Here is a 21027-nt window from a genome sequence, read left to right on the forward strand (position 1 = left end):
GCGGGTGGTCGGTGTGGGCGGTCAGAGGTCCGGGAGCGCGCCGCGGCGCTCGCGCTCGAGCAGGAGCGAGCGGCGCAGACGCTGCTCGAGATGGTCCCAGAGGCGGTCGGCGAGCCCGGCGCGGTCGGCCGGCGCCTCGGGGGCCGCCGCGGTGCCGGCCGGGCTCGCGGGCTCGTCGGGGGACGCCGCGACCACCTCGCCGACGACGTCGTCGCCCGGCTCGGCCCGCGCGACGGCGGGCCGGTGCGCGTCGGGCCGGTGCGCGACGGGCGTGCGCCCGACGAGGTCCAGCGCGGCGCCCGGGTCGCGGCCGTCGGCGGCGTGCGGTGCGTCGGGCGCCGCTGCGGGCGAGCGTGTGAGCGCCCGCGACAGGGGGGCGGTGCGTCGGGACACCGCAGGCGCGGGGGAGGCGCCGGCCGGTGCCGGTCCGCTGTCGCGGTCGGATGCCCCGGGGACCGTCCGGCCCGCGGGCACGGTGGACGACGGCGGCGGGGTCGGCATCTGTCGGTCCACGGTGGCACCCCGGTCGTCGCGGCCCGTGGCGGTTGGGCTCGACGACCAGGAGGCGTGAGCGTGCTCGCCGGGGGGCGTCGACGCGTGGGCGGCGGCCTCGGCCGCCCGGAGGGCCCCGACCGGGCGGCCGAGACCGGACCGCGAGGGAGACGGCGGGACGGCACCCGGCGCGGACGGCGCCCGGAGTGCCGGACCTGGTGCCGCGGGACCCGCCGGCGGGGAGACGACCGCGCGAGACGCCCGTGCGGCCGGGGTGGGTGCGGCGTCGAGGGATCCGACGTCCGCGCGCGCGTCGTCGCCGGACGCGGCGTCGGGCGGGAGCGACGTGACCTGCCGCGGCGGCGACGTGACCTGCCGCGGCGGCGACGTGACCTGCCGGTGCGCGACGGCGCTGCTCCCTCCGGGTGCGGCGGCCGCGCGATCGACGGCGGGTGCGCCGGCCGTGCCGCTCGTGCGGGGAGCCGTGGTCGCGCGGCTCGCGCCCGGTGGGCTGCTCGCTCCCGGCGTGCGCCCGCCGTCGTCCGGCGGCGCGGCCGTCTCTGGGTGCGGGACCGAGGGCGGCAGCGGACGACCGAGACCAGCCGCGCGGGGCAAGGAGCCGGCGCCAGCGCGGGAGACAGTGCCCGGCGACCGGTCGAGGGTCGGCTCCGGCATCGCGACCACCCGTACGGCGTCCGCCGGTGCCGGTGCGGAGGCCGGTGCCGACGCGGAGCCGGGTGCCGCGGTCGAACGGTGTGCCTCCGTGGGTGCCGTGGGTGTCCGTCGAGGTGCGGCGGGTGCGGGCACCGGACGGGCCTCGGCGGGCGCCGAGGGCGTCGGCGCGGCGTCGCGGCCCAGGGCGGGTGCGCCTGCCGTCCGCTGCGCGAGGGCTGCGGGTCCCGGCGCTGCCGGCGGTGACGAGTCCTCGGCGGGCGTCGACCTGGCTGCGTGCGGCGGCACCGACCGTGCGACCTGTGCGACCTGCGCAGCGGCGCGTGCCGCCCTCGGTACCGCGGGCTCGCGCGCATCGCCCGCGCCCGGGCGTCGCGGTGTGCTGCCGTCGCGAGGTCCGGGGGCCGCTGCACGCTGGACCGGCCCGGCGGACGCGACGGACCCGGCCGACGGAGCCGACCCGGCGAGGGTCCGGCCCGCCGGCTCCGGCACCGACGGCGCAGTCCTGGCCCGCGAGCGGTGCGCACGGGCGACCGCGGTGCCGGGGTCCGTGGTGCCTGCCGCAGCGGCGGCCACGGGCGGCGTCTGCGACCGGAGCGGAGCGCGGGTGACCGCGGGGGTCCAGGACCGACCCGTCGTCGAGCCCGTCGACCCGGTCGACCCGGTCCCCGTCGTCGTCGTCGCCGTCGACCCGGCCGTCGACCGCGTCGTGGCGGGCGAGCTCGTCGACCTCGACGACGTGGGCGTCCGTCGAGCCACCGCCCGCGCCTCCGCGGGAGCCACCGGCACCGCGGGCTCGGCCGCGCGCGTGACGGCTGGGGCGTCCGGGAATCCGTCGGGCATCCGGTCGGCGGTCGCCTCGTCGGACGCACCCGTCGGGGTGCGCCGCCCACGCAGCAGCGACGCGAGACGCCGCAGCGGCGACGTCGTCGTCACCGGGCCGACCCGTCCGTCCCCCGCGACAGGGTCGCGGGTCATGGCCGCCCTCGCGAGCGGGGGTGACGAGGCGTCCGCGGCAGGCACGGGGGTCGCCGGTCCCGACCTGCCGGATCCCACCGCAGCGGCGCGATCCACGCCGCCCCGGGGCCCCGCCCCCGGACCAGCCTCGGCAGCCGCCCGCGTCACGGGCTGCGCCAGTGCGGCCGGCAGGACCCGGCGGCTCGTCAGCCCGCGCGCGAAGCTGCGGCTCGCCACGGCGGCCCGCGCCTCCAGCGGCCGCCCCCCCACGGGCCGCCACCCCTCACCGGCGCTCACGTGGCACCTCCGCCCCGCCCGCCGAACGCGGGGTTCTGCCGCTCATGACCCGTGGCAAGCGGCACAACCGCGCGTTCGGCGGGCGGCCAGGCGGCGGCGAGGCGGCGGCTGGGCGGCCGGGGTGACGGCGGGTCATCGTCGGCCTCCCTCGTCCTCGGGGTGCTCCGTCAGCGCGCGGGCGGCGGCCACGAAGTGCGCGCGGTCCGGGTGCTCCAGGTCGAGCAGGGTGTCGAGCGGCCAGTGCAGCACCGCCGCGAGGTACGCGATCTCGTCGAGCAGGTCGACGGCCGCGTACCTCACCATCCCCCCGGCGCACCACCCGACCCCCCGCTGCCGTGCAGGTCCACGGCGAACTCCTCGCGGCACGCCGGGCACGTGACCGCGGTGGTCGTCGTGCCGTCGGCGTTGACCTGCCGGTACAGGTCCTGCAGGAACGCCAGGTCCGGTGTGAACAGGCCCTCGATGACGCCGGTCGTGACCGCCGGCAGGTCGCCCAGCCGCGTCACGGTGCGGGCCAGCAGCAGGACCGTCAGGTACGCCTCGTTGTCCCGCACGCGCGGGTCCCGCAGGGGCGTGATCTCGTCGCGGGCGCGCGCCAGGCGCATCGTGCCCTGCCGGTGGACGCGCCCGTGGTCGTCCTCGAACCCCACGGGCAGCTCGAACCAGAACTCCGTCTGCAGGCCCGTGCCGCCGCTGGGCACCGGCACGGGGCCGGCACCCGGCGGCGGCACGGACCCGGGCGTGCCCGCGTCCGGCGTCGCCGCGACGTCGGCGCTCATCAGGAGACCTTCACCTCGACACGCTCGTGCACGAGCGTGACCTCCTCGATGGCGACCTCGGTCGACCCGGCCTGCAGCGACCCGAGCGTGATCTTCGAGGGCCAGCAGAAGAACAGGTTGAACCGCAGCACCTCGTGGTGCAGGTAGTCGAGCAGGATGATCGACGCGTCACGGCGCGAGCCGTCGATGTCGCCCTCCTGCACGGCCGCGATCCACTGCCACCAGCCGTCGTCCTTGGTCATGCCGCGCTTGAGCGTGACGTCGTTGAACTTCTGCGCCGCGGGCAGCTTCTTGAGCACGGGGATGCCCCCGGGCTTGTTCTCCTGGTGCTCGATCACCGAGATCTCGATGCCGAGCCCGGAGGCCTCCTTGAACTGCGCGATGGTGACGCCGTCGACCTGTACCTCGAACAGGCTGGCGGCGATCGCGTCCTCGCCGATGGGCATGGGCGTCGTCCTCTCTGGAGAAGGTCAGGTCACTCGGCGACCGCGCCGCCGGTCGGCAGCTGGCTGATGCGGAACACGACGAACTCGGCTGGCTTGACGGGTGCGATGCCGACCTCGATGACGACGTACCCGGCGTCGACCTGGTCGGGCGGGTTCGTCTCGGTGTCGCACTTGACGTAGTACGCCTCGGCGGGCGTCGTGCCGAACAGCGCCCCGTCGCGCCACAGCCCCAGCAGGAACGCCCCGACCGAGCGCTCGATGCGCTGCCAGAGCTTCTGGTCGTTCGGCTCGAACACCGCCCACTGCGTCCCGAGCAGGATCGACGACTCGACGTAGTTGAACAGCCGGCGCACGTTGACGTACCGCCACTGCGCGTCCGACGCGAGCGTGCGCCCGCCCCACACGACGATGCCGCGGCCGGGGAACGCCCGGATGGCGTTGATGCCCGCGGGGTTGAGGTCGTCGTGCTCCTTGCGGGTCAGCGCCTGCTCGACGTCGAGCGCACCCAGGACGACCTCGTTGGCCGGTGCCTTGTGGACGCCTCGCGTGTCGTCGTTGCGGCTCCAGATGCCCGCCAGCGCACCGCTCGGCGGGAAGAGCCGGGCACGGCCGAGCAGCGTGTCCCACATCGAGACCCACGGCCAGTAGACGGTCGCGAACGGCGAGGAGAACGCCATCTTCTCCGTCACCCACTCGCGCACCTGCTGCGCGTTGAGCCCGCGCGGGGTGTCGAGGATCGCCATGCGGTCCTTGCGCGCCTCGCAGTGGGACACCATCGCCGACTGCACGGCCTTGAACCCGTCGGCGTCGAGCTGCCCCGCCTCGTACGCGGCGGCCAGGTCCGGGACGCACAGGATCGTCACGTCGTCGAGCGCGTCGAGGCCCGCGATGCCGGAGCGTGCGGTCACGTCGCCCAGGTAGTCGCTCGGGGTGACGCGGGCCGGCAGCGCGGCGCCCCCGCTGAGCGCGACCTGGCCGGACGCGGGCAGACGCTCGGCGACGGGCGACGAGCCGACCTCCGTCAGGCGGACGAGCTGCGACTCCGCGACCGCCGTGACGACGTTGGCGGGGCCCTTGCGGCTCGTGACGTTCTCGTACCGCTCGACGGTGTCGCCGCGGCGCACGACGAGCGTGAACGCCTCGTCGGGGGGTGCCTCGCCCTGCCCCTCGGTCTCGACCTTCGGCTCGACGGCCACCGTGATGGCGTCGCCACCCGCACCCGGGTCGACGGCCTCCACGCGGTACACGGCGTGGCCGGCGCGCACGGAGCTGGTCAGCTCGGCCGTCGCGCGCTGGCCCTCGTCGGACCCGAGGGACCCGACCCGCACGACGTACGCGGCGCCGCCGCCGTTGTCGAAGAACTGGTGGACGGCGTAGGGCAGGTTCGCGCCCTCGACGAACGACCCGAACGTGCGCGTGAACTGCGACCAGTTGACGACCTTCACCGCCTGGTCGTAGGGGCCGTCGGCCGTGATGCCGACGAACGCCGCGACGGCCGTGCCGACGCCCTGGATGGGCCGCGGCCCCGACGCCACCTCCTGCACGTACACACCGGGCGACCGGATGCTGCTCAGCGTGGCCATGGCTCGTCCCCCTCCTGGTCGGTGCGGCGCGCGCCCGTGTGGTCCGCACCAGGGCCCAGCGTCGGCCCGCGGGGTCGCGCGCGACAGTGCCCGGCGGGCGTCGGTAGGGGCCGTCGCGCGTGCACCTACGGGCAGGGCTCCGCCGGGGGCGTCGTGCTGCGGGTGCGGCCGGGGTACGACGTGAGCATGGACGCGCCGGTCTGGGAGCGGTTCGCGGACGTCGTGCTGGCCGCCGACGCCGTGGTGTGCCGTGTCGTCCAGGGCGTGCCGCCGCGCGACTTCGCGGGCCTGTACGTCGGGGACGACGAGGTCGACGCGCTGCTCGCGACGCTGCCGGGGCTCGACGGGCCGTCGCCGGAGCGCGTGGCGCCGGTGCGCGCCCGCCTCGACCCGCACGTCGCCGCGGCCCGGGCGGCCCTGCACGCGTGGGTGCGCACGGGCGACGACGACCTCGCGCGCGCGTGCCGGTACGCGGGCGTCCGCGGTGTCGCGGCGGAGGTGCTGGCGGTGCTGCTCGCGGTGGACCTGCACCCGCAGCGGCAGCGCCTGCTCGCGTACGTGCAGGACAGCGTGCAGCTGCCGCGGCCCACGCTCGCCTGGGTCGCGCGCGTGCTGGGGGACGACGGCGTCCGCGCGCTCGCACCGCGCGGCCCGCTCGTGCGCGCGGGCCTCGTGGTCGTCGGCGCCGAGGGTGCGTGGGCGACGCGGATGTGCGGCGTCGCGCCGCGCGTGGCGTGGGCGGCGCGCGGCGACGACGCGCTGGACCCCGACGTGCCGGCGGGCACGCGCGCGCTGCCGGCGCCGCCCGAGGGTGCGCAGGCGGCGGGTGCGGGGCGGGGCGGTGGACGACGGGCCCCGCGTCCGCCCGGCGACCGGCCGCCGGGTGCGGGCGCGCTGCTGCTCGTGCACGGCGCCGACCCCGAGAGCCGGCGGCAGGCCGCCGCGTCGGTGCTGCGTGGCGCGGGTCTGCTCGTGACGCCCCTGCCCACGTCCGGCGAGGCGTGGGACGCGCTGGTGCGCGAGGCGACGCTGCGGTCCGTCGCGCTCGTCGTCGAGGTCGACGGCCGGCTGACGCCCGACGACACCGAGCGCCTGGACCGGTCGCCGCACCTCGCGCTCGTGCTCGCCTCGGCACGCGAGCTGCCCCTGGACTGCCTGCCCGCGCGGCCGTGGCGCGAGGTCCACGTGCGTGACGGCGAGGCCGACGACGCCGACTGGCAGGCACGGACGGGCAGCCCCGCGCCGGCGGGCGTGCGGCTCACGCGCGAGCAGCTGCGGCTGGTCGCCGGTGCCGACGCGGGCGCGAGCGGGCGTGCGGGCGCCGGTGGGGTCGTGGCCGGGGTGCGACGGCTCGCGGGCGGCCACCTCGACGGGGTCGCCGCGCGCGTCCACGCCCGCCGCGGCTGGGACGACCTGGTGCTGCCGGTCGCGCCCACCGACCAGCTGCGCGACCTCGTCGCGCGCTACCGGCAGCGGCGGACCGTGTTCGGCACCTGGGGGTTCCCCGCGGTGCCGTCGGCGGGGGTCGTCGCGCTGTTCGCCGGCCCGTCCGGGACGGGCAAGACGCTGGCGGCCGAGGTCGTCGCGGCCGACCTGGGCCTCGACCTGTACAAGGTCGACCTGTCGGCCGTCGTCTCGAAGTACATCGGGGAGACCGAGAAGAACCTCGAACGGGTCTTCTCGGCCGCGGCGTCCGGGGACATGGTGCTGTTCTTCGACGAGGCGGACGCGCTGTTCGGCAAGCGCACCGACGTGTCGAGCTCGCACGACCGGTACGCGAACATCGAGGTCGCGTACCTGCTGCAGCGGCTCGAGGTGTTCGACGGCCTGGTGGTCCTGGCGACCAACCTGCAGGGCAACATCGACGACGCGTTCTGGCGCCGGATCGCGGTCTCGGTGACCTTCGCGTCGCCCGACGAGGCCGAGCGGCGTCGCATCTGGGAACGCGTCTTCCCGTCGGCCGCACCGGTCGAGGACGTCGACCTGGACCTGCTGGCGCGCCGGTTCAAGGTCACGGGCGGCGTGATCCGCAACGCGGCGCTGGGCGCGGCGTTCGCGGCGGCCGACGAGGGTGCGGGCATCACGATGGGCCGGGTCGTCCGGGCTCTGCAGCGCGAGCTCGTCAAGCTCGGGCACCTGTCGGTGGTGGACCCCGTCGACGAGCCGGCGGGCGGCCCCGTCGTGCGGGCAGGGGGCTGAGACGGAGCGGGCGGCGGTCACGCAGCGGGCCGCGGCCGCCCCTGCCGCGCGGACCGCCGGTGCGTCGCGGACGGCCGCCGCACCCGCGCGCACGAGCGCGCGGGCCGTCGCGCGCACGGGTGGTCCGCGCGCGTCCGGTGCGGCGGCGGCGGGTGCGGCCGGGGTCCCGAACTCGGCCGTCGCGCGCGCCGTCCGGCGGACGGGGACCCCGCCCGGGATCGCCCGCGAACCCGGGACCGGGACGGGCGCGGCCCCGGGGGCGCGAGCCCCGGGGCCGGTGGCCGAGGCCCGAGCGGTACGGCGGGCACCCCTGTCGACGCTCGACGTCAGCCACCCGGGCGACCCCGCGGAGCGCGAGGCCGAGGCGTTCGGTGCCCGCATCGCGCACCAGCGCCCGCCCGTCGCGCCGGCCGGCACCACGGCGAGCGCGCCCGCGAGCGAGCTGGACCGCTCTCTCACGGGGAGGCGGGGGGCGACCACCCCCGTCCCCCCGGGCGCGAGAGAGCGATCCGGTGCGGCAGCCCGGCAGCCCGCCCCCGTCCCCCCGGGCGCGAGAGAGCGATCCGGTTCCGCCGCCGTGGCGCGGGACGGCGACGCGGGTGGTGCGGCCGGCCAGGTCGCCGCGGGGGGCGAGGTGCCCGTGTCGGACGCGACGCGCTCGCTCGTCGCCAGCCCCGGCGGCGGTGTCCCGATCCCCGACGCGGTGCGTGCCCGCATCGAGCCGCACCTCGGGGCGGACCTCTCGGGCGTCCAGGTGCACACCGGTGGCACGGCCACGGCCGCGGCGGCCGAGCTGCAGGCGCGCGCGTTCACGGTGGGCGCCCACATCTTCCTCGGCGAGGGGCAGTCCGTCGGCGACCTCGAGCTCATGGGGCACGAGGCCACGCACGTCGTGCAGCAGGTCGCGCTCGACACGTGGCGTGCGCCCGTCGCCCGGGACCTCGAGGTCAGCGACCTGCTGCCGGACTTCGTCGTCGACGGCGTGACGTCCGCCGTGCAGGCGATCCCGGGCTACGCGCTCGTGGGGCTGATCACCGGCAAGGACCCGCTCACCGACGAGCCCGTGCGGCCGCCGGACCTCGAGCTCGTCGAGAAGGTCCTGACGTGGGGCCCGTTCGGCGCGGCCGTGGGGCCGGTGCTGCAGGGCGTCGAGGTGCTCGCCGACATCGTCGCCTACCTGCGCGAGCGCATGGCCGCGCACGACCTCACGTGGGACCGCATCAGCGGCGACATCGGCAGGGCCTGGGACGAGATGGGCGTGACCGAGGGGATCAGCGGCAACGTCGCGATCGTCGAGCGGTACGTCGACGCGTTCCTCGCCGACGTGCGCGCGCTGGTCGAGGAGGTCAAGGACGCCGTCATCGCCAAGGTGCGCGAGGTGGTCGCCACGATCGCCGAACCGCTGCTGCAGCGTCCGGAGATCGCGCCGCTGTGGAACCTCGCCGTCAAGGCGTTCCACCACAACCCCCTCACCGGCGAGGACGTGGACGCGCCGACGGTCGAGGTCCTCGGGGACTTCCTGCGGTTCATCGGCAAGGGCACGGTCGTCGACCAGATGACCGAGCGCGGCACGCTGCAGGAGACCGCGGACTGGCTCGACACCATGTGGGGGCGGTTCACCGGGCTGCTCGGGCAGGCGGGCGCGCTGTTCTCCGACGCGTGGGACGCGATCAGCCCGGCCAACCTGCCGCGCCTGCTCGACACGCTGCCCGTGCTGGCCGACCGTGCGTTCGCGCTGGTCAGCGACGTCGGTGCGTTCGCCTGGGACGTCGTGGCGAAGGTCCTCGAGCTGGTCAAGAAGTCGCTGCTCGGGTGGCTGAGCGAGCACGCGCACGCGATCCCCGGGTTCCACCTGATGACCGTGATCCTCGAGAAGAACCCGTTCACGGACGAGCGCGTCCCCCGCACCGCGGAGAACCTCATCAAGGGGTTCATCACGCTGCTGCCCGGCGGCGACCAGATGTACTCCCAGCTCGCCGAGTCCGGGGCGATCGCGCAGGCCGGCGCGCGGGTCGACGGCGCGGTCGAGAGCCTCGGCATCTCGTGGGAGCTCATCACCTCGACGTTCAAGGGTGTGTGGGACCTCGTCACGCTGGAGAAGCTGCTCTCGCCGATCGACACGTTCAACGAGATCACCGCGAAGTTCGGTGAACCGCTCGGGCGGATCTTCGAGTTCATCGCGATCGTCGTCGAGACGGTGATCGAGCTGATCCTGCGGATGATGAACTTCCCGCCCGAGCTCGTCGGCAACGTCGTCTCCAACGCGACGGCCGCGATCGACGACATCGTCGCCGACCCCGTCGGGTTCCTGCTGAACCTCATCGGGGCGATGAAGGCGGGCTTCTCGTCGTTCTTCGGCAAGATCGGCACCTACCTGCTGAACGGCCTCGCGGACTGGCTGTTCCGCGGCCTGACGAAGCTGGGCGTCGAGCGGCCCACCGAGTTGACGCTCGAGGCCGCGATCAAGTTGGTCGTGCAGCTGTCCGGCATCACGGTGGAGGTGATCTGGCAGAAGCTGGCGGTCCACCTGGGGCAGGAGACCGTCGACCGCATCCGCGGCGCGGTCGCGATGGCCGGTGAGGCCTTCGCGTTCGTCCAGGAGGTCCAGGAGGGCGGCTTCTCCGCGATCTGGGCGCGGCTGACCGAGAAGCTGTCGATGCTGTGGGACACGTTGTTCGACATGGTCAAGGACTGGATCATGTCCGAGATCGTCGACGCCGCGATCGCCAAGGTCCTGTCGATGCTCGACCCCACCGGGATCATGGCGGTCATCAACGGCGCCATCGCGTTCTTCCGGGCCGTGCAGTCGGTGCTCGACTACGTGCGCGAGCTGCTCGAGATCGTCGACTCCTACGTCGCGACCATCGGCGCCATCGCCAAGGGCGACGTGGGGCCCGGTGCCGCGATGCTCGAGGGCGGGCTCGCCGCGGCGGTGCCGGTGGCGATCGGGTTCCTCGCCAACCAGGTGGGGCTCGGGGACGCACCGGAGAAGATCGCGGAGTTCGTCGTCGGGCTGCGGGAGAAGCTGTTCGAGGCGCTGGACTGGCTCATCGAGCGGGCGGTCGCGCTGGGGCGCGGGGCGCTCGCGGCGCTGACGGGCGAGGGTGGGGCGGACGGCGCGGAGGGCGGCCCGGAGCCCGCGGCGGCGGACTTCGAGGACGTGCCCGTCGACGAGACCGTCCACGCGCCCGACGGCGACCACCACCTGCGCGACGACGGCACGGCGCACGCGCTCGTGCTGCACAGCACGCCGGTGCCGCTGAGCGCGATGGAGCGTGCCGGGGAGCCGCTGGCCCCGCTCCTGACGGCGTTCGACACCGCGAAGCAGGAGTTCGTCGCGGCGCGGACGACGTGGCGTGCGTGGCTCGACGCCGGGCGTCCGGCCCCCCGTCCGACGGCCAACCTCGGCGGGACACGCGCCCGGCTCGTGACCGCGCTCAACGCGTTGGTCGCCTACGCCGGGGGTGGGCGGCCCGGGTACCCCCGGGCGAGCGCACCGAACATCGGGGACACCGCGAAGCACGGCAGCCAGCCCCCGCGCATCCGCGGCCCCGAGCACGCGTCGGTCCGCAGCGAGGACCCGATCTGGCAGCAGGAGTCGGAGCACGTCCTGCCGTTCGGGACCGGCCGTCAGCTGTGGACCGCGTTGACGGCCTCGGCGCCGGAGCGCGGCGAGTGGCAGGACATGTCGCAGACCACGGTCGTCCTCTACTTCGGCGCGGCCCGCATCAAGACGCCCGCCGACAACGAGCTGACGGAGCAGGCCAAGACCGCCGGGACGGCGGCCGCCACGCAGTTCGGCGACGTCCTCAAGGCGCTCGCGATCAACCCCGACAACTCGGGTGCGCTCGAACGCGCCCAGTCGCTCACGGTCGCCTACATGAACGCGCTGCGCCCCGCGGCGAACGCGGCGATGAACCGCACCGTCGACGCCATCCGGGAGGAGAACGCCCAGGTGGCGGCGGGCTTCACCGACACCAACGGCGTGCGCCGGGGCCCCGAGGGCGCGGGCGAGCAACCCGTGCCCTCGTCCGGCGTCGTCGGCGGTGCGGTCGCCACGCAGCTCGGCGAGGTCGAGGACATGGCCGAGACGGCGCTGCAGGGCGTCCTCGAACGGCTGCTCGTCGACGACACGGCCCGTCGACGGGGCTGACGAGCCGACGGGGCTGACGGGCCGACGGGGCTGACGGGCCGACGGGGCTGGCGGGCAGCGCCCGGACCCGGGTCGCTCAGCGGTCGCCGACCCGCACCTGGCGGCCCTCGACCGGCGGCCCGGCGACCTGCGTCGTCGCGACCGTCAGCGGGGCGACGAGGACGACGTCCAGCGCGGGCTTGAGCTCACCGCCCAGTGCGTTCCACAGGTCGGGGGCCGAGCGGTCGCCCGACGGCGGCAGCCCGACCGTCATGGGCACGTGCGCGCCCTCGAGGTTGCCGTCCAGGTGGACCGCGGGGATCGCGTCGAACCGCACGAGGTTGGCGAGCACGAGCCCGAGCAGGGTGTGCTCGTCCTCGGGGCGCTGCGTCCACGCGGTCACGAGGTAGGACAGGCGGTACCACCGCGGCCCGGGGGAGTAGCCGACGACGCGCCCGCGCTCGTCGTGGACCGTGCGGGACTGCGCGTCGCGGCGGTCGACCTCCTCGCGCAGGTCGTAGAGGAACACGTTGACGACGGGGCCGGTGCGCCGCGCGGCCCAGCTGGACGTCGGCGCGTCGAGGACGACCTCGGCGGGCTGCCCACGCAGCGCCTCGGTCTGCAGCAGCGCGACGAGCGCGTCGTCGGCGTCCGAGATCATGCGCGTCCCCGTCCTGCTCGGCCCGTCCGGTCCCATGGTCGCGCCGCCGACGCCCCGCACGCGCCGTCCGCACGGTGCGCTGCCTCAACGGGCACCGGGCCCCGCGCGCCCGATTCATCCTGTTCGCGGTGCTGCGACGGGCCTACCGTCGAGGCATGGCCATGCTGTCGGCCCAGGAGATCTACCGGTACGCGCGCATGGCGGGGTTCGCCCCCGACCAGGCGCAGACGATGACCGCGATCGCCCTGGCCGAGTCTGGGGGGAACACCGGCGCGCACAACCCCGTCGGTGAGGACTCGCGCGGCCTGTGGCAGATCAACGTGGCCGCGCACAAGGACCTCGTCGGCGTCGACCTGTCCGACCCGCTCGAGAACGCGAAGGCCGCCTACCGGGTGTCGGGGCAGGGCGACAACATCTCGCCGTGGACCGTCACGCACGGCGGCGGCAGCGCGCGCTACCTGCAGTACCGCGACGAGGCGCAGGCCGCGGCGCAGCTGGCCGGTGACGCGCCCGGCGGCGTGTGGTCGGGGACCGACGGGTACGGGCACGTCGTCGGCGCTGGCGGTGGCGGCGGCGAGGCGCTCGACGCGCTGTCCGCGCCCGTGGGCGGCGGGACGCCCGGCGGGGGCAGCCTGCTGCAGGCGTTCCTCGACGCGGCGACCGCGCAGGAGGGCGACCGGTACGTGTTCGGCGCCACCGCGAGCGTGGACGACGCCGACCCCGACACGTTCGACTGCTCCGAGCTCGTCAAGTGGGCGGCGGGGCGCCAGGGGGTCGACGTCCCCGACGGCACCTGGCTCCAGTACCTCGACCTCAAGGCCGACGGCGCGACGATGTCCGTCGAGGAGGCCATCGACACCCCCGGTGCGCTGCTGTTCTCCTTCCCGTCCGAGCCGCAGCCGGGCCAGGGGCGGCCGTCGAGCGCGCACGTCGCGATCAGCCTCGGTGACGGCCGGACGATCGAGGCGGCCAACCCCCGCAAGGGCGTGGTCTTCGGGGAGGCCGAGGGGCGCTTCAACTTTGCCGGGTTCATCCCGGGGCTCACCGGCGGCACGGTCGGCCCCGCCGGCGCCGTGGCCGCGGACCCCGGGCTCGACTCCGACCACGACGGCATCACCGACGTGCTCGAGCAGCGGCTGGGGCTCGACGCCTTCCTCGCGGACACCGACCTCGACGGGTCGTCGGACGGGTACGAGGTGCTGGTGCTGCGCACCGAGGCCGCCCAGGCGGACTCCGACGCGGACGGCGTCTCCGACGGTCAGGAGCTGCTGCTGGGGACCGACCCGCTGCGCGCGGACGGGCGGGGCCTGCTCGACGCGGGCGCCGCCGGCGGGCCCGACGGCGACGCGGACGGCCTGGCTGACGCGCTCGAGCAGGTGCTGCGGACCGACCCGTTCGCCGCCGACACCGACGGCGACGGCTTCGTCGACGGCGCCGAGCACACGGCGGGCTTCGACCCGCTGGACCCCGCCGGCAACCCCCTGGCGTCGATCGCCCCGGACGACCCGACCGCCTGACGGGCCCCCCACCCGCCACCCCACCCACCCACCGCCGAGCGCGGCACTCGGTGCCCGAGCGCGGTACTCAGTGGTACCGCGCTCGCACGCCAGGTACCGCGCTCGCGGGGCGGCGGAGGGCCGGGGTGCGTCAGATGAGGCCGTGGCGGACCGCGTACGCGACCGCGTGCGTCCGGTTGCGGAGCCCGAACCGCCGCGTGAGGTCCTGCACGACCACCTTGACCGTGCGCTCGGAGTACGACAGTCGCCGCGCGATCTCGCGGGTGTCGGCGCCCTCGCCGAGCAGGCGCAGCACCGAGCGCTCGCGGTCGTTGACGCCCGTGAGCGCCAGCACGTTGCCGGTGCGCGGCGGTGCCGACGCGGGCTCGGACGCGGTGCGCGGCAGCAGCGCCGCGAGCAGGTCCACCGGCACGACGGCCTCGCCGGACGCGACCGCGTGCAGCAGTGCACCGACGCCCTCGGCCGTCGCCTCGCGCCGCCGCAGCACGCCGACGGCCCCGGCCTGCACGACGAGCGCGACGGCCTCGGTGCTCACCTCGCCGACGACGAGCACGGGACGGCACCCGGGCCGGGCGGCGAGCCGCCGGACGGCGTCGACCGCACGCGCGGTGACGGTCTCCAGCACGACGACGACCACCTCGGCCTGCGCGAGGTCGGCGGGTCGCTCGACCTCGACGTGCTCGACCTGCACGTCGGCCAGCGTGTCCATGACGGCCCGCAGGCCGGCGCGTGTGAGGGCATCACCGCCCTGGACGGCGACCCGCAGGTGCAGGGCGACGCCTGCGGTGCGGACGGACTCGAGCGGTCGCAGCGTGAGCACGGATGCGGTGGTCATGGCCAGGAGCGTCGCGCCGACCCCTCAACGCGGCCTCCACAGCCGCTCAACACCTGCTCAACGTGGGGGTTTTCACCCGGGTCGGCTGCTCGTGGTGCTGACTGGATTGCTCTCTCGCGAGGGAGGTGGGGCGGGTGTGACTGGATTGCTCTCTCGCGAGGGGGGTGGGGGTGGGTGTGACTGGATCGCTCTCTCGCGGGGGGAGGTGGGGGGAGGGAGGGGGCAGCGGTGGGTGCCTGTTGGGGCATCTTGTGGGGGGTGGGGGCGTGCGTCGGGCGTGCGGTGGGAGCATGCCGTGATGGGGGACGTGGAGCGGCTGCTCGACGCCGTGGCCGACGCGGCCGAGCGCGCGTCGCGCCCGGACCTCGTGCAGCGCGTCCGTGCGGCGCGTGCGCGCCTCGCGGACCCGGCGTTCCGGGTCGTGGTGTGCGGGGCGTTCAAGAAGGGCAAGAGCTCGCTGGTCAACGCGCTGCTCGGTGCCCGGGTGTGCGCGACCGACGCCGACGTGGCCACGGCCGTGCCGACGTACGTCCGGTGGGGTGAGCGCGTCGCGGCGCGCGTGCTCGCGGAGGAGCAGCCCGACGCGCCCACGCTGGGCGACGTCGCGCCCGCCGACGTCCCGACCGCGGCGACAGGTCAGGCCGTGCCGGTCCTCACGGACGGTGGCGCGGGCGGTGGCGCGGACGGTGGCGCGGGCGGCGGCCGCGGCACGGGCGGTGCCGGCACGACGGGCAGGGCCGTCGAGATCCGCCTCCCGCGCGAGCTGCTGCGCGGAGGGCTCGTCCTCGTCGACACGCCGGGCATCAGCGGCGGGCTCGCGTCGTCCCACGCGGGCGTGGCCCTGCGCAGCCTGGCCGTGGCCGACGCCCTGCTGTTCGTCACCGACGCGGGCTCCGAGCTCGGCGCGGCGGAGATCGAGCTGCTGCGGCAGGCCGCCGCGCTGTGCCCCGTCGTGCTCGTGGGCCTGACGCGCACCGACCTGTTCGCCCACTGGCGGCGCATCCGCGACGCCGACGCCCACCACCTACGCGTCGCGGGCGTGCGCGCGGACCTCTTCGGCCTGTCGGCGCCGCTGCGGCACGCCGGCCTGCGCACGGCGGACCGCGAGCTGCTCGCCGAGTCCGGGTACCCCGCGCTCGCGGCGCGGCTGCTCGACGAGCGCGTGCGGGCGGCCGGCACCGGGGAGGCGGCCGCGGCGGCCGTGGCCGCCAGCACGCTCGGCCAGCTGCTCACGACGCTGACGTCCGAGCGCGCGGCCCTCGGCGACGACACCACGGCCCGCGAGCGGCGCACCGCGTGGGAGCAGGCGCGGGCGCGCGCGGCCGACCTGCGCGGTGCGGGCGCCCGGTGGCAGCAGGTGCTGTTCGACCGGACGTCGGACCTGGCGTCCGAGGTCGAGAGCGACCTCACGGTGCGGCTGCGGGCGCTGCGGCGCGACGCGGTCGCGCACATCGCCGAGCTGCCGGCGGCCCGTCTCGAGGCCGACCTGGGACCGTGGCTGCAGCAGCGCACGACGGCCACGCTGCTCGACCACCAGGCGCTCGTGCGGACGCTCGCGGACCAGGCCGCCGACGCCGTGGCCGAGCAGTTCGGCTCCGCGGCGTGGGAGCTGCGGCAGGGCGTCGCGACGGGTGGCGACGCCGCGAGCGGTGTGGACGTCGCGTTCGTCGCGGCACCCGGGACCCGCGCGTCGCGCCTGGACCTGGGGCTCGTTGCCCTGCGCGGCGGGTCGGCCGGCGCGATGATCAGCCACGGCGCGGGCCTCGTGCTGGGGCTCGCCCTGCCGGTGGTCCTGCCCGTCGCCGTCGTGCTGTCGGCGGTGCTCGCGGGCCGGTCCTGGCAGGCGGCGCGCGCGGGGCAGCTGCGGGCGCTGCGCGCCGAGACCGAGCGGGCCGTCGGCGCGTACCTCGAGGAGGTGGACACCGCGGCCCGCAAGCAGAGCCGCGCCGCCGTGCGCGGGCTGCAGCGGCTGCTGCGCGAGACGTACGCGTCGCGCGCCGCGGAGCTGCTCGCGACGGCGACCGCCACCGTCGAGCAGATGTCCGCGGCCATCGCGCAGGACGACACGGCGCGTCAGGCGCGCACCGCCCGCGTCGACGCCGAGCTCGGCCGGCTGCGCGACCTCGCCGCCCGCACCGAGGGTCTGCTGGCCCCGCTGCTCGCGGCCCGCCGCGCGACGGTCCCGGTCCCGCAGGGGACGACGTGACCGCCCGTGCGGGCACCGTCGACGCCGTCCGTGGGCTGCTGCGCGACGCCGCCGACGCCTACGCCGGCACCCCGCACGCGGCCGGGCTGACCGCGGCGTCCGAACGGCTGGACGGCCCGCTGCGCGTCGCGTTCGCCGGCCGCGTCAAGGCCGGCAAGTCGACACTGCTCAACGCGCTGGTCGGGCAGCGGCTGGCGGCGACCGACGCCACCGAGTGCACGCGCCTGGTCACGACGTACGTCGACGGACCCGCCGCGCGGGCGTGGGCCGTGCTGCCGACGGGCGAGCGCCGGCAGGTCGCGTTCGTGCGCGAGGCCGGGCAGACGCGCGTGGACCTGGGCGCGCTGGCCGTCGAGGACGTCGCGCGGCTCGTCGTGGAGTACCCGTCGTCGCGCCTCGAGCGCCTGACCCTCGTCGACACCCCGGGGCTCGCGTCGGCCCGCGCCGAGGTGTCGGCGCGGACCCAGGAGTTCCTGCTGGGCGACGACGAGGGACCCGGGAGCGCGGACGCCGTGCTCTACCTGCTGCGCCAGGTGCACGAGTCCGACGTCGACTTCCTGCGCGCCTTCCACGCCGACGACGACACGTGGGCCGTCACGCCCGTCAACGCCGTGGGCGTCCTGTCGCGCGCGGACGAGACGGGCGGCGGGCGCGAGGACGCCCTGGCCATGGCCGAGCGCATCGCGGCGCGGTACCGGGCGGACGCCCGCGTGCGGGCCCTCGTGCAGACGGTCGTGCCGGTGTGCGGGCTGCTCGGGCTCGCCGCGGTCGAGCTCACGCAGGCCCGGTACGCGCACGTCGAGGCCCTCGCGGGCGAGCCGCCGCACGCGCTGCTGTCGGCCGACCGCTTCCTGCGCGCGGGCGGGTCGGTCCCGGCCGACGCGCGCGCCGTGCTCCTCGACGACCTGGGTCTGTTCGGCGTCCGCCTCGCCGTCGGTGCCGTGCGGGACGGGACGGCGCCCGACGCGGCGGCGCTCGCGGCGGTGCTGCGCGTCGCCAGCGGGCTCGACGACGTGCGCGACCTGCTGCTGCGCCGGTTCGTCGCGCGGGCGGGTGCGCTGCAGGCGCAGCGCGCGCTGCGGGCCGTCGAGACGCTCGTCGCGCGGGTCCCCGTGGCGGGCGCCGACCGCCTGGCGCGGCGCTGCGAGGAGGTGGTCGCCGGTGCGCACGACCTCGTCGAGCTGCGCCTGCTCGCCGACCTGCGCACGGGCGAGCTCGACCTGCGCGACGACGCCGCCCGCGACGAGGCGGAACGCCTCCTGGGCGCGCAGGGCGGCGACCCCCGCACCCGCCTGGGCCTGCCGGCCCTCACCGCCCGCGGCCCCGACCCCGACCCCGGTCCCCACCCCACCCCGCACCCCACCCCCCACCCCACCCACCAACCCGAGGCCGACGGGTCGGATCTTCGACCACTTCTCGTCCCGGTAGGGCCGGATGTGACCACTTCCGGAGCGGGAGGCGTCGACCCCGAGGTCCGGGCGGCGGCTGTCGCGTCCCTGCGGGCGTGGCAGCGGCGGGCCGCGCACCCCTTCGCCGGGCCGGACGTACGACGCGTCGCCGAGGTGCTCAGGCGGACGTGCGAGGGGCTCGCCGCCGCCACCAGCGGCCGATGACCGACCGCTGACGCCACCGTGGCACCGGCGCCGACCGACCCAGGGCGAGCCCCGGTGCGCGGAGCCGCACGGCGTGCCGCGGTGCGCTCAGCCGCAGAGCGAGTCGCGGTGCGCTCAGCCGCAGGGGGACATGGCGCCGAACCCGGACACCGGCCCGGTCCCCTGGCCACCTGCGCCGTCGCGCGCCGTGACCGTGAGCGCAGGGGCGGCAGGCCCGACGACGCCGCTGCCGTCGTCGACGAGGTCGACCACCTCGGTGACCCGATACACCCGCTCGCCGGACCCGGCGCCCGCGCCCGCGTCGACGAGCGTACGGCCGTCGTCCCCGTGCACGTCGTGGCGGTCGGCCCCGCGCACCCAGTGGTCGAGGACCACGGCCTCGACCACCGTCGTCACGCGGACCCCGATCGTCCTGCCTCCGTCGCGCAGGGGCGCCGACCTCTGGCACGACCGGGCCGTGACGCTCGGCGGGTCGTCCGTGAGCACGTCGACCGCGTACGTCGTCCGTGGCCCCGCACCCGTGAAGGTCACACCCACCGCGTCCTCTTGCCGGCCGCCCGGCGACGCTCCCGCGTACGTCAGCGCGACGACGGCCGAGCTGCCGTCGTCCGGGACGGTCACGTCCGCCGGGCCCGTGAGCCAGGGCGGCAGGGTCAGGTGGGCCGACTGGGCGCCGCGGCACTCATGTGCCTCGAGCCGCAGGTCGGCGGTGTCGCTGCTGCTCAGGTCGAGCACGTGCTCGTCGCCGCCCGACCCGTCGATCGTGAGGTGGCACGCGTACTTCACCCACAGCCGCAGGTCGGCGGAGGCACTGCGGTCGCCGTCCGTCACGGTGAGCCGCACCGTCACGTCGCCGTCGCCCACGGAGTCGAGCACGAGCGGCTGCCCGGGCGCCGGCGGGGTGTACGACGGCTGCTCGCCGGCGTCCGACGCGACCTGCCACACCCACGTCGCGCCGGGGCCGGCACCCGCGACGGACGCGACGACGGTCGCCGACGTGTACGGCTGGAACTCCGGCTGGCCCGGGCTGGGCGGGTCGGTGCCGAGCGCGACCGTGATCTGCGGTGCAGGAGCGGCGGTGGGGCTCGGGGTCGCTCCGGGCGTCGCCGGGGCCGTGGGGTTCGCCGGCGTCCCGCGCGGGGCCGGGCGCCCACCGGCGGGCCCGGGCGTCGGACGCCCGTCCGGCGCCTGGCCGGCAGCGTCGTCGCCGGGGTCGCCGGCCGGTGCGTCACCCGGTGCTCCCGCCGCTGCGTCACCCGGGGCGTCACCCGGTGCGTCACCCGGGGCGTCACCCGGTGCGTCACCGGCGGGCGCCTGCACCGGCGGCCGCTCGTCCTCGGGCACGACGACCTGCGTGCCCTCGCCCGTCGCCGGGTCGTACTTCTCCAGCGGCGTGGGCGACCAGCGCCCGCCGCGCAGCGTCAGGACCCCGGCGGTGTGACCGTCGAGGTCGTTGAAGAACACGAACCCGTCCTGGGCCCGCAGCTCGAGGCGGTGGCCCGGGTCGCCGAGCGTGACGTGGTCGAGCACCGTGCCTGCGGCGGTGTCGACGACGGCGGTGGTGCCGCTGGCGCTGTCGGGGACGAAGACGTACCGGCCCGACTGCGCGAGGGCCGCGTACCGCGGGTCGTCGCCGGGGCCGGCGAGGTCGATCGCGCGGCCGCAGCCGTCGTCGGTGGTGGACGCGACCAGCAGCGAGCGTGCCTGCGCGACCGCGACGTAGACCTCGTGGCGCGTCGCCGAGCCGAGGACCTCGACGTCGTCGGCCGGTCGCGTGTCGAGGCAGCGGGCGGGACCGGGCCGGGCGTCGGCGCCCACGGTGTGCGTCGCCCCGCGCGCTGGGTCGACCAGCACGGGTGCACCGCGCACGAGGACGAGGCGCGCGGTCGCCGTCGCCGCGTCCGTGCGGCGCACGGTGCGGGGCTCCGTGCCCGCGTCGACCCGCGTCAGCGTCCCCGTGGCGGAGTCCAGCGCCCACAGGTCGCCCGCGCCGTCCACGACCGCCTGGCCCGGCCCGGGGCGTGCGGTGAGCGTGACCTCGTCGTGCACGGCGAGCGTGCGCGGGTCCACCCGGGTCACGGTGCGCGCCTGCGGGTCGAGGACGTGGACGACGTGCCGGCCGCCGGGGGCGGGGTCGTTCTGCAGGACGGTCACATCGCCGCCCGGGGTCCCCAGCGCCACGGGGGTCGAGGCCGCGTAGGTCGCGGGGTCGAGCCGGCTCACGGTGCCCGCGTCGTCGTCGACGAGGTACGCGCCGCCCCGAGCCTGCGCGACGCTGAGCGCGTGACCCGCGCCGGGGACCTGCACGCCCGCGACGACGTCCTCCGACGGGCCGTCGAGCAGCGTGACCAGACCACGGTCCGCGGAGACGACCCACGCGGTGCCCGCGCTCTGGTCGAGCAGGTGCGGCGCGTGCCCGCTGCCGAGCACGGCGGCCAGCGCGAGCGGCGTCGCGACGGCGAGGGCCGCACCGCCCGTCGCGACCGTGCGCGCCCGAGGGCGGGCGCGGGCGAGCATCCCCGCGACCCGCGCGGCCCCCCTCGACCCGTCGCCCGCCATCGTCCCCCCACGGGCGCACCGCCGGCCCTCCACCGGCGGTCCGCCCGTCCGTGGGGGAGGAGCGGTGGACGGGCGTCCT

13 protein-coding genes are annotated in these 21027 nt (G+C 76.6%); 5 read left to right on the forward strand and 8 right to left on the reverse strand.

The window, feature by feature from the left end; genetic code table 11:
* Positions 1–21 precede the first annotated feature (21 nt).
* From H9657_RS09825 to H9657_RS09845, 5 genes are all read right to left on the reverse strand, one after another.
* On the reverse strand, positions 22–513 hold the full coding sequence (locus tag H9657_RS09825) for a hypothetical protein (protein WP_225215024.1): 492 nt from the start codon (positions 511–513) through the stop codon (positions 22–24).
* Between the two features lie 2037 nt (positions 514–2550).
* Positions 2551–2721 (reverse strand): hypothetical protein, encoded by a 171-nt coding sequence (locus H9657_RS09830; protein WP_191783044.1) that lies wholly within the window; start codon positions 2719–2721, stop codon positions 2551–2553.
* Entirely contained in the window at positions 2715–3197 is a 483-nt protein-coding gene (locus H9657_RS09835; protein WP_225215025.1) for a hypothetical protein, read from the reverse strand. Before H9657_RS09835 ends, H9657_RS09830 begins: the two co-directional genes overlap by 7 nt.
* Positions 3197–3643 (reverse strand): phage tail protein, encoded by a 447-nt coding sequence (locus tag H9657_RS09840; protein WP_191782857.1) that lies wholly within the window; start codon positions 3641–3643, stop codon positions 3197–3199. Before H9657_RS09840 ends, H9657_RS09835 begins: the two co-directional genes overlap by 1 nt.
* A gap of 29 nt (positions 3644–3672) precedes the next feature.
* On the reverse strand, positions 3673–5226 hold the full coding sequence (locus H9657_RS09845; protein WP_225215026.1) for a phage tail sheath family protein: 1554 nt from the start codon (positions 5224–5226) through the stop codon (positions 3673–3675).
* Between the two features lie 186 nt (positions 5227–5412).
* Here H9657_RS09845 and H9657_RS09850 point away from each other — a divergent pair, with 186 nt between their 5' ends.
* Both H9657_RS09850 and H9657_RS09855 read left to right on the forward strand, forming a co-directional pair.
* The gene (locus H9657_RS09850) at positions 5413–7425 is read left to right on the forward strand and encodes an ATP-binding protein (protein WP_191782859.1); all 2013 of its coding nucleotides are present in this window, start codon (positions 5413–5415) and stop codon (positions 7423–7425) included.
* 577 nt (positions 7426–8002) lie between these two features.
* Entirely contained in the window at positions 8003–11578 is a 3576-nt protein-coding gene (locus H9657_RS09855) for an eCIS core domain-containing protein (RefSeq protein ID WP_191782861.1), read from the forward strand.
* A 76-nt stretch (positions 11579–11654) separates the two neighbouring features.
* Here the strand turns inward: H9657_RS09855 and H9657_RS09860 are convergent, their stop codons facing one another.
* Positions 11655–12218: a DUF4255 domain-containing protein gene (locus H9657_RS09860; protein WP_225215027.1), complete on the reverse strand. Its 564-nt coding sequence runs from the start codon at positions 12216–12218 to the stop codon at positions 11655–11657.
* Positions 12219–12373: 155 nt separating this feature from the next.
* Here H9657_RS09860 and H9657_RS09865 point away from each other — a divergent pair, with 155 nt between their 5' ends.
* Positions 12374–13735: an NlpC/P60 family protein gene (locus H9657_RS09865; RefSeq protein WP_191782863.1), complete on the forward strand. Its 1362-nt coding sequence runs from the start codon at positions 12374–12376 to the stop codon at positions 13733–13735.
* Positions 13736–13865: 130 nt separating this feature from the next.
* Here H9657_RS09865 and H9657_RS09870 read toward each other — a convergent pair whose 3' ends face one another.
* Complete coding sequence (locus H9657_RS09870; RefSeq protein ID WP_191782865.1) at positions 13866–14570, reverse strand: response regulator transcription factor; 705 nt, start codon at positions 14568–14570, stop codon at positions 13866–13868.
* Between the two features lie 298 nt (positions 14571–14868).
* On the opposite strand from H9657_RS09870, the gene H9657_RS09875 reads away from it, so the two are divergent.
* On the forward strand, positions 14869–16776 hold the full coding sequence (locus H9657_RS09875) for a dynamin family protein (protein WP_191782867.1): 1908 nt from the start codon (positions 14869–14871) through the stop codon (positions 16774–16776).
* Positions 16773–18389, forward strand: coding sequence for a dynamin family protein (locus tag H9657_RS19380; RefSeq protein WP_191782869.1), 1617 nt, complete (start codon positions 16773–16775; stop codon positions 18387–18389). The genes H9657_RS09875 and H9657_RS19380 overlap by 4 nt, the downstream gene beginning before the upstream one ends.
* A gap of 114 nt (positions 18390–18503) precedes the next feature.
* On the opposite strand, the gene H9657_RS09885 is transcribed toward H9657_RS19380, so the two are convergent.
* On the reverse strand, positions 18504–20906 hold the full coding sequence (locus H9657_RS09885) for a hypothetical protein (protein ID WP_191782871.1): 2403 nt from the start codon (positions 20904–20906) through the stop codon (positions 18504–18506).
* Between the last annotated feature and the right edge of the window lie 121 nt (positions 20907–21027).

Origin of the sequence: Cellulomonas avistercoris (genome assembly GCF_014836445.1) — a bacterium.
Classification (GTDB): Bacteria; Actinomycetota; Actinomycetes; order Actinomycetales; family Cellulomonadaceae; genus Cellulomonas; species Cellulomonas avistercoris.

Bases quoted from the DNA above. Each gene is read 5' to 3' on its own strand.
- H9657_RS09830 (WP_191783044.1), bottom strand. From the start codon at position 2,721: ATGGTGAGGTACGCGGCCGTCGACCTGCTCGACGAGATCGCGTACCTC.
- H9657_RS09835 (WP_225215025.1), bottom strand. From the start codon at position 3,197: ATGAGCGCCGACGTCGCGGCGACGCCGGACGCGGGCACGCCCGGGTCC.
- H9657_RS09840 (WP_191782857.1), bottom strand. From the start codon at position 3,643: ATGCCCATCGGCGAGGACGCGATCGCCGCCAGCCTGTTCGAGGTACAG.
- H9657_RS09845 (WP_225215026.1), bottom strand. From the start codon at position 5,226: ATGGCCACGCTGAGCAGCATCCGGTCGCCCGGTGTGTACGTGCAGGAG.
- H9657_RS09850 (WP_191782859.1), top strand. From the start codon at position 5,413: ATGGACGCGCCGGTCTGGGAGCGGTTCGCGGACGTCGTGCTGGCCGCC.
- H9657_RS09860 (WP_225215027.1), bottom strand. From the start codon at position 12,218: ATGATCTCGGACGCCGACGACGCGCTCGTCGCGCTGCTGCAGACCGAG.
- H9657_RS09865 (WP_191782863.1), top strand. From the start codon at position 12,374: ATGGCCATGCTGTCGGCCCAGGAGATCTACCGGTACGCGCGCATGGCG.
- H9657_RS09870 (WP_191782865.1), bottom strand. From the start codon at position 14,570: ATGACCACCGCATCCGTGCTCACGCTGCGACCGCTCGAGTCCGTCCGC.
- H9657_RS09875 (WP_191782867.1), top strand. From the start codon at position 14,869: ATGGGGGACGTGGAGCGGCTGCTCGACGCCGTGGCCGACGCGGCCGAG.
- H9657_RS09885 (WP_191782871.1), bottom strand. From the start codon at position 20,906: ATGCTCGCCCGCGCCCGCCCTCGGGCGCGCACGGTCGCGACGGGCGGT.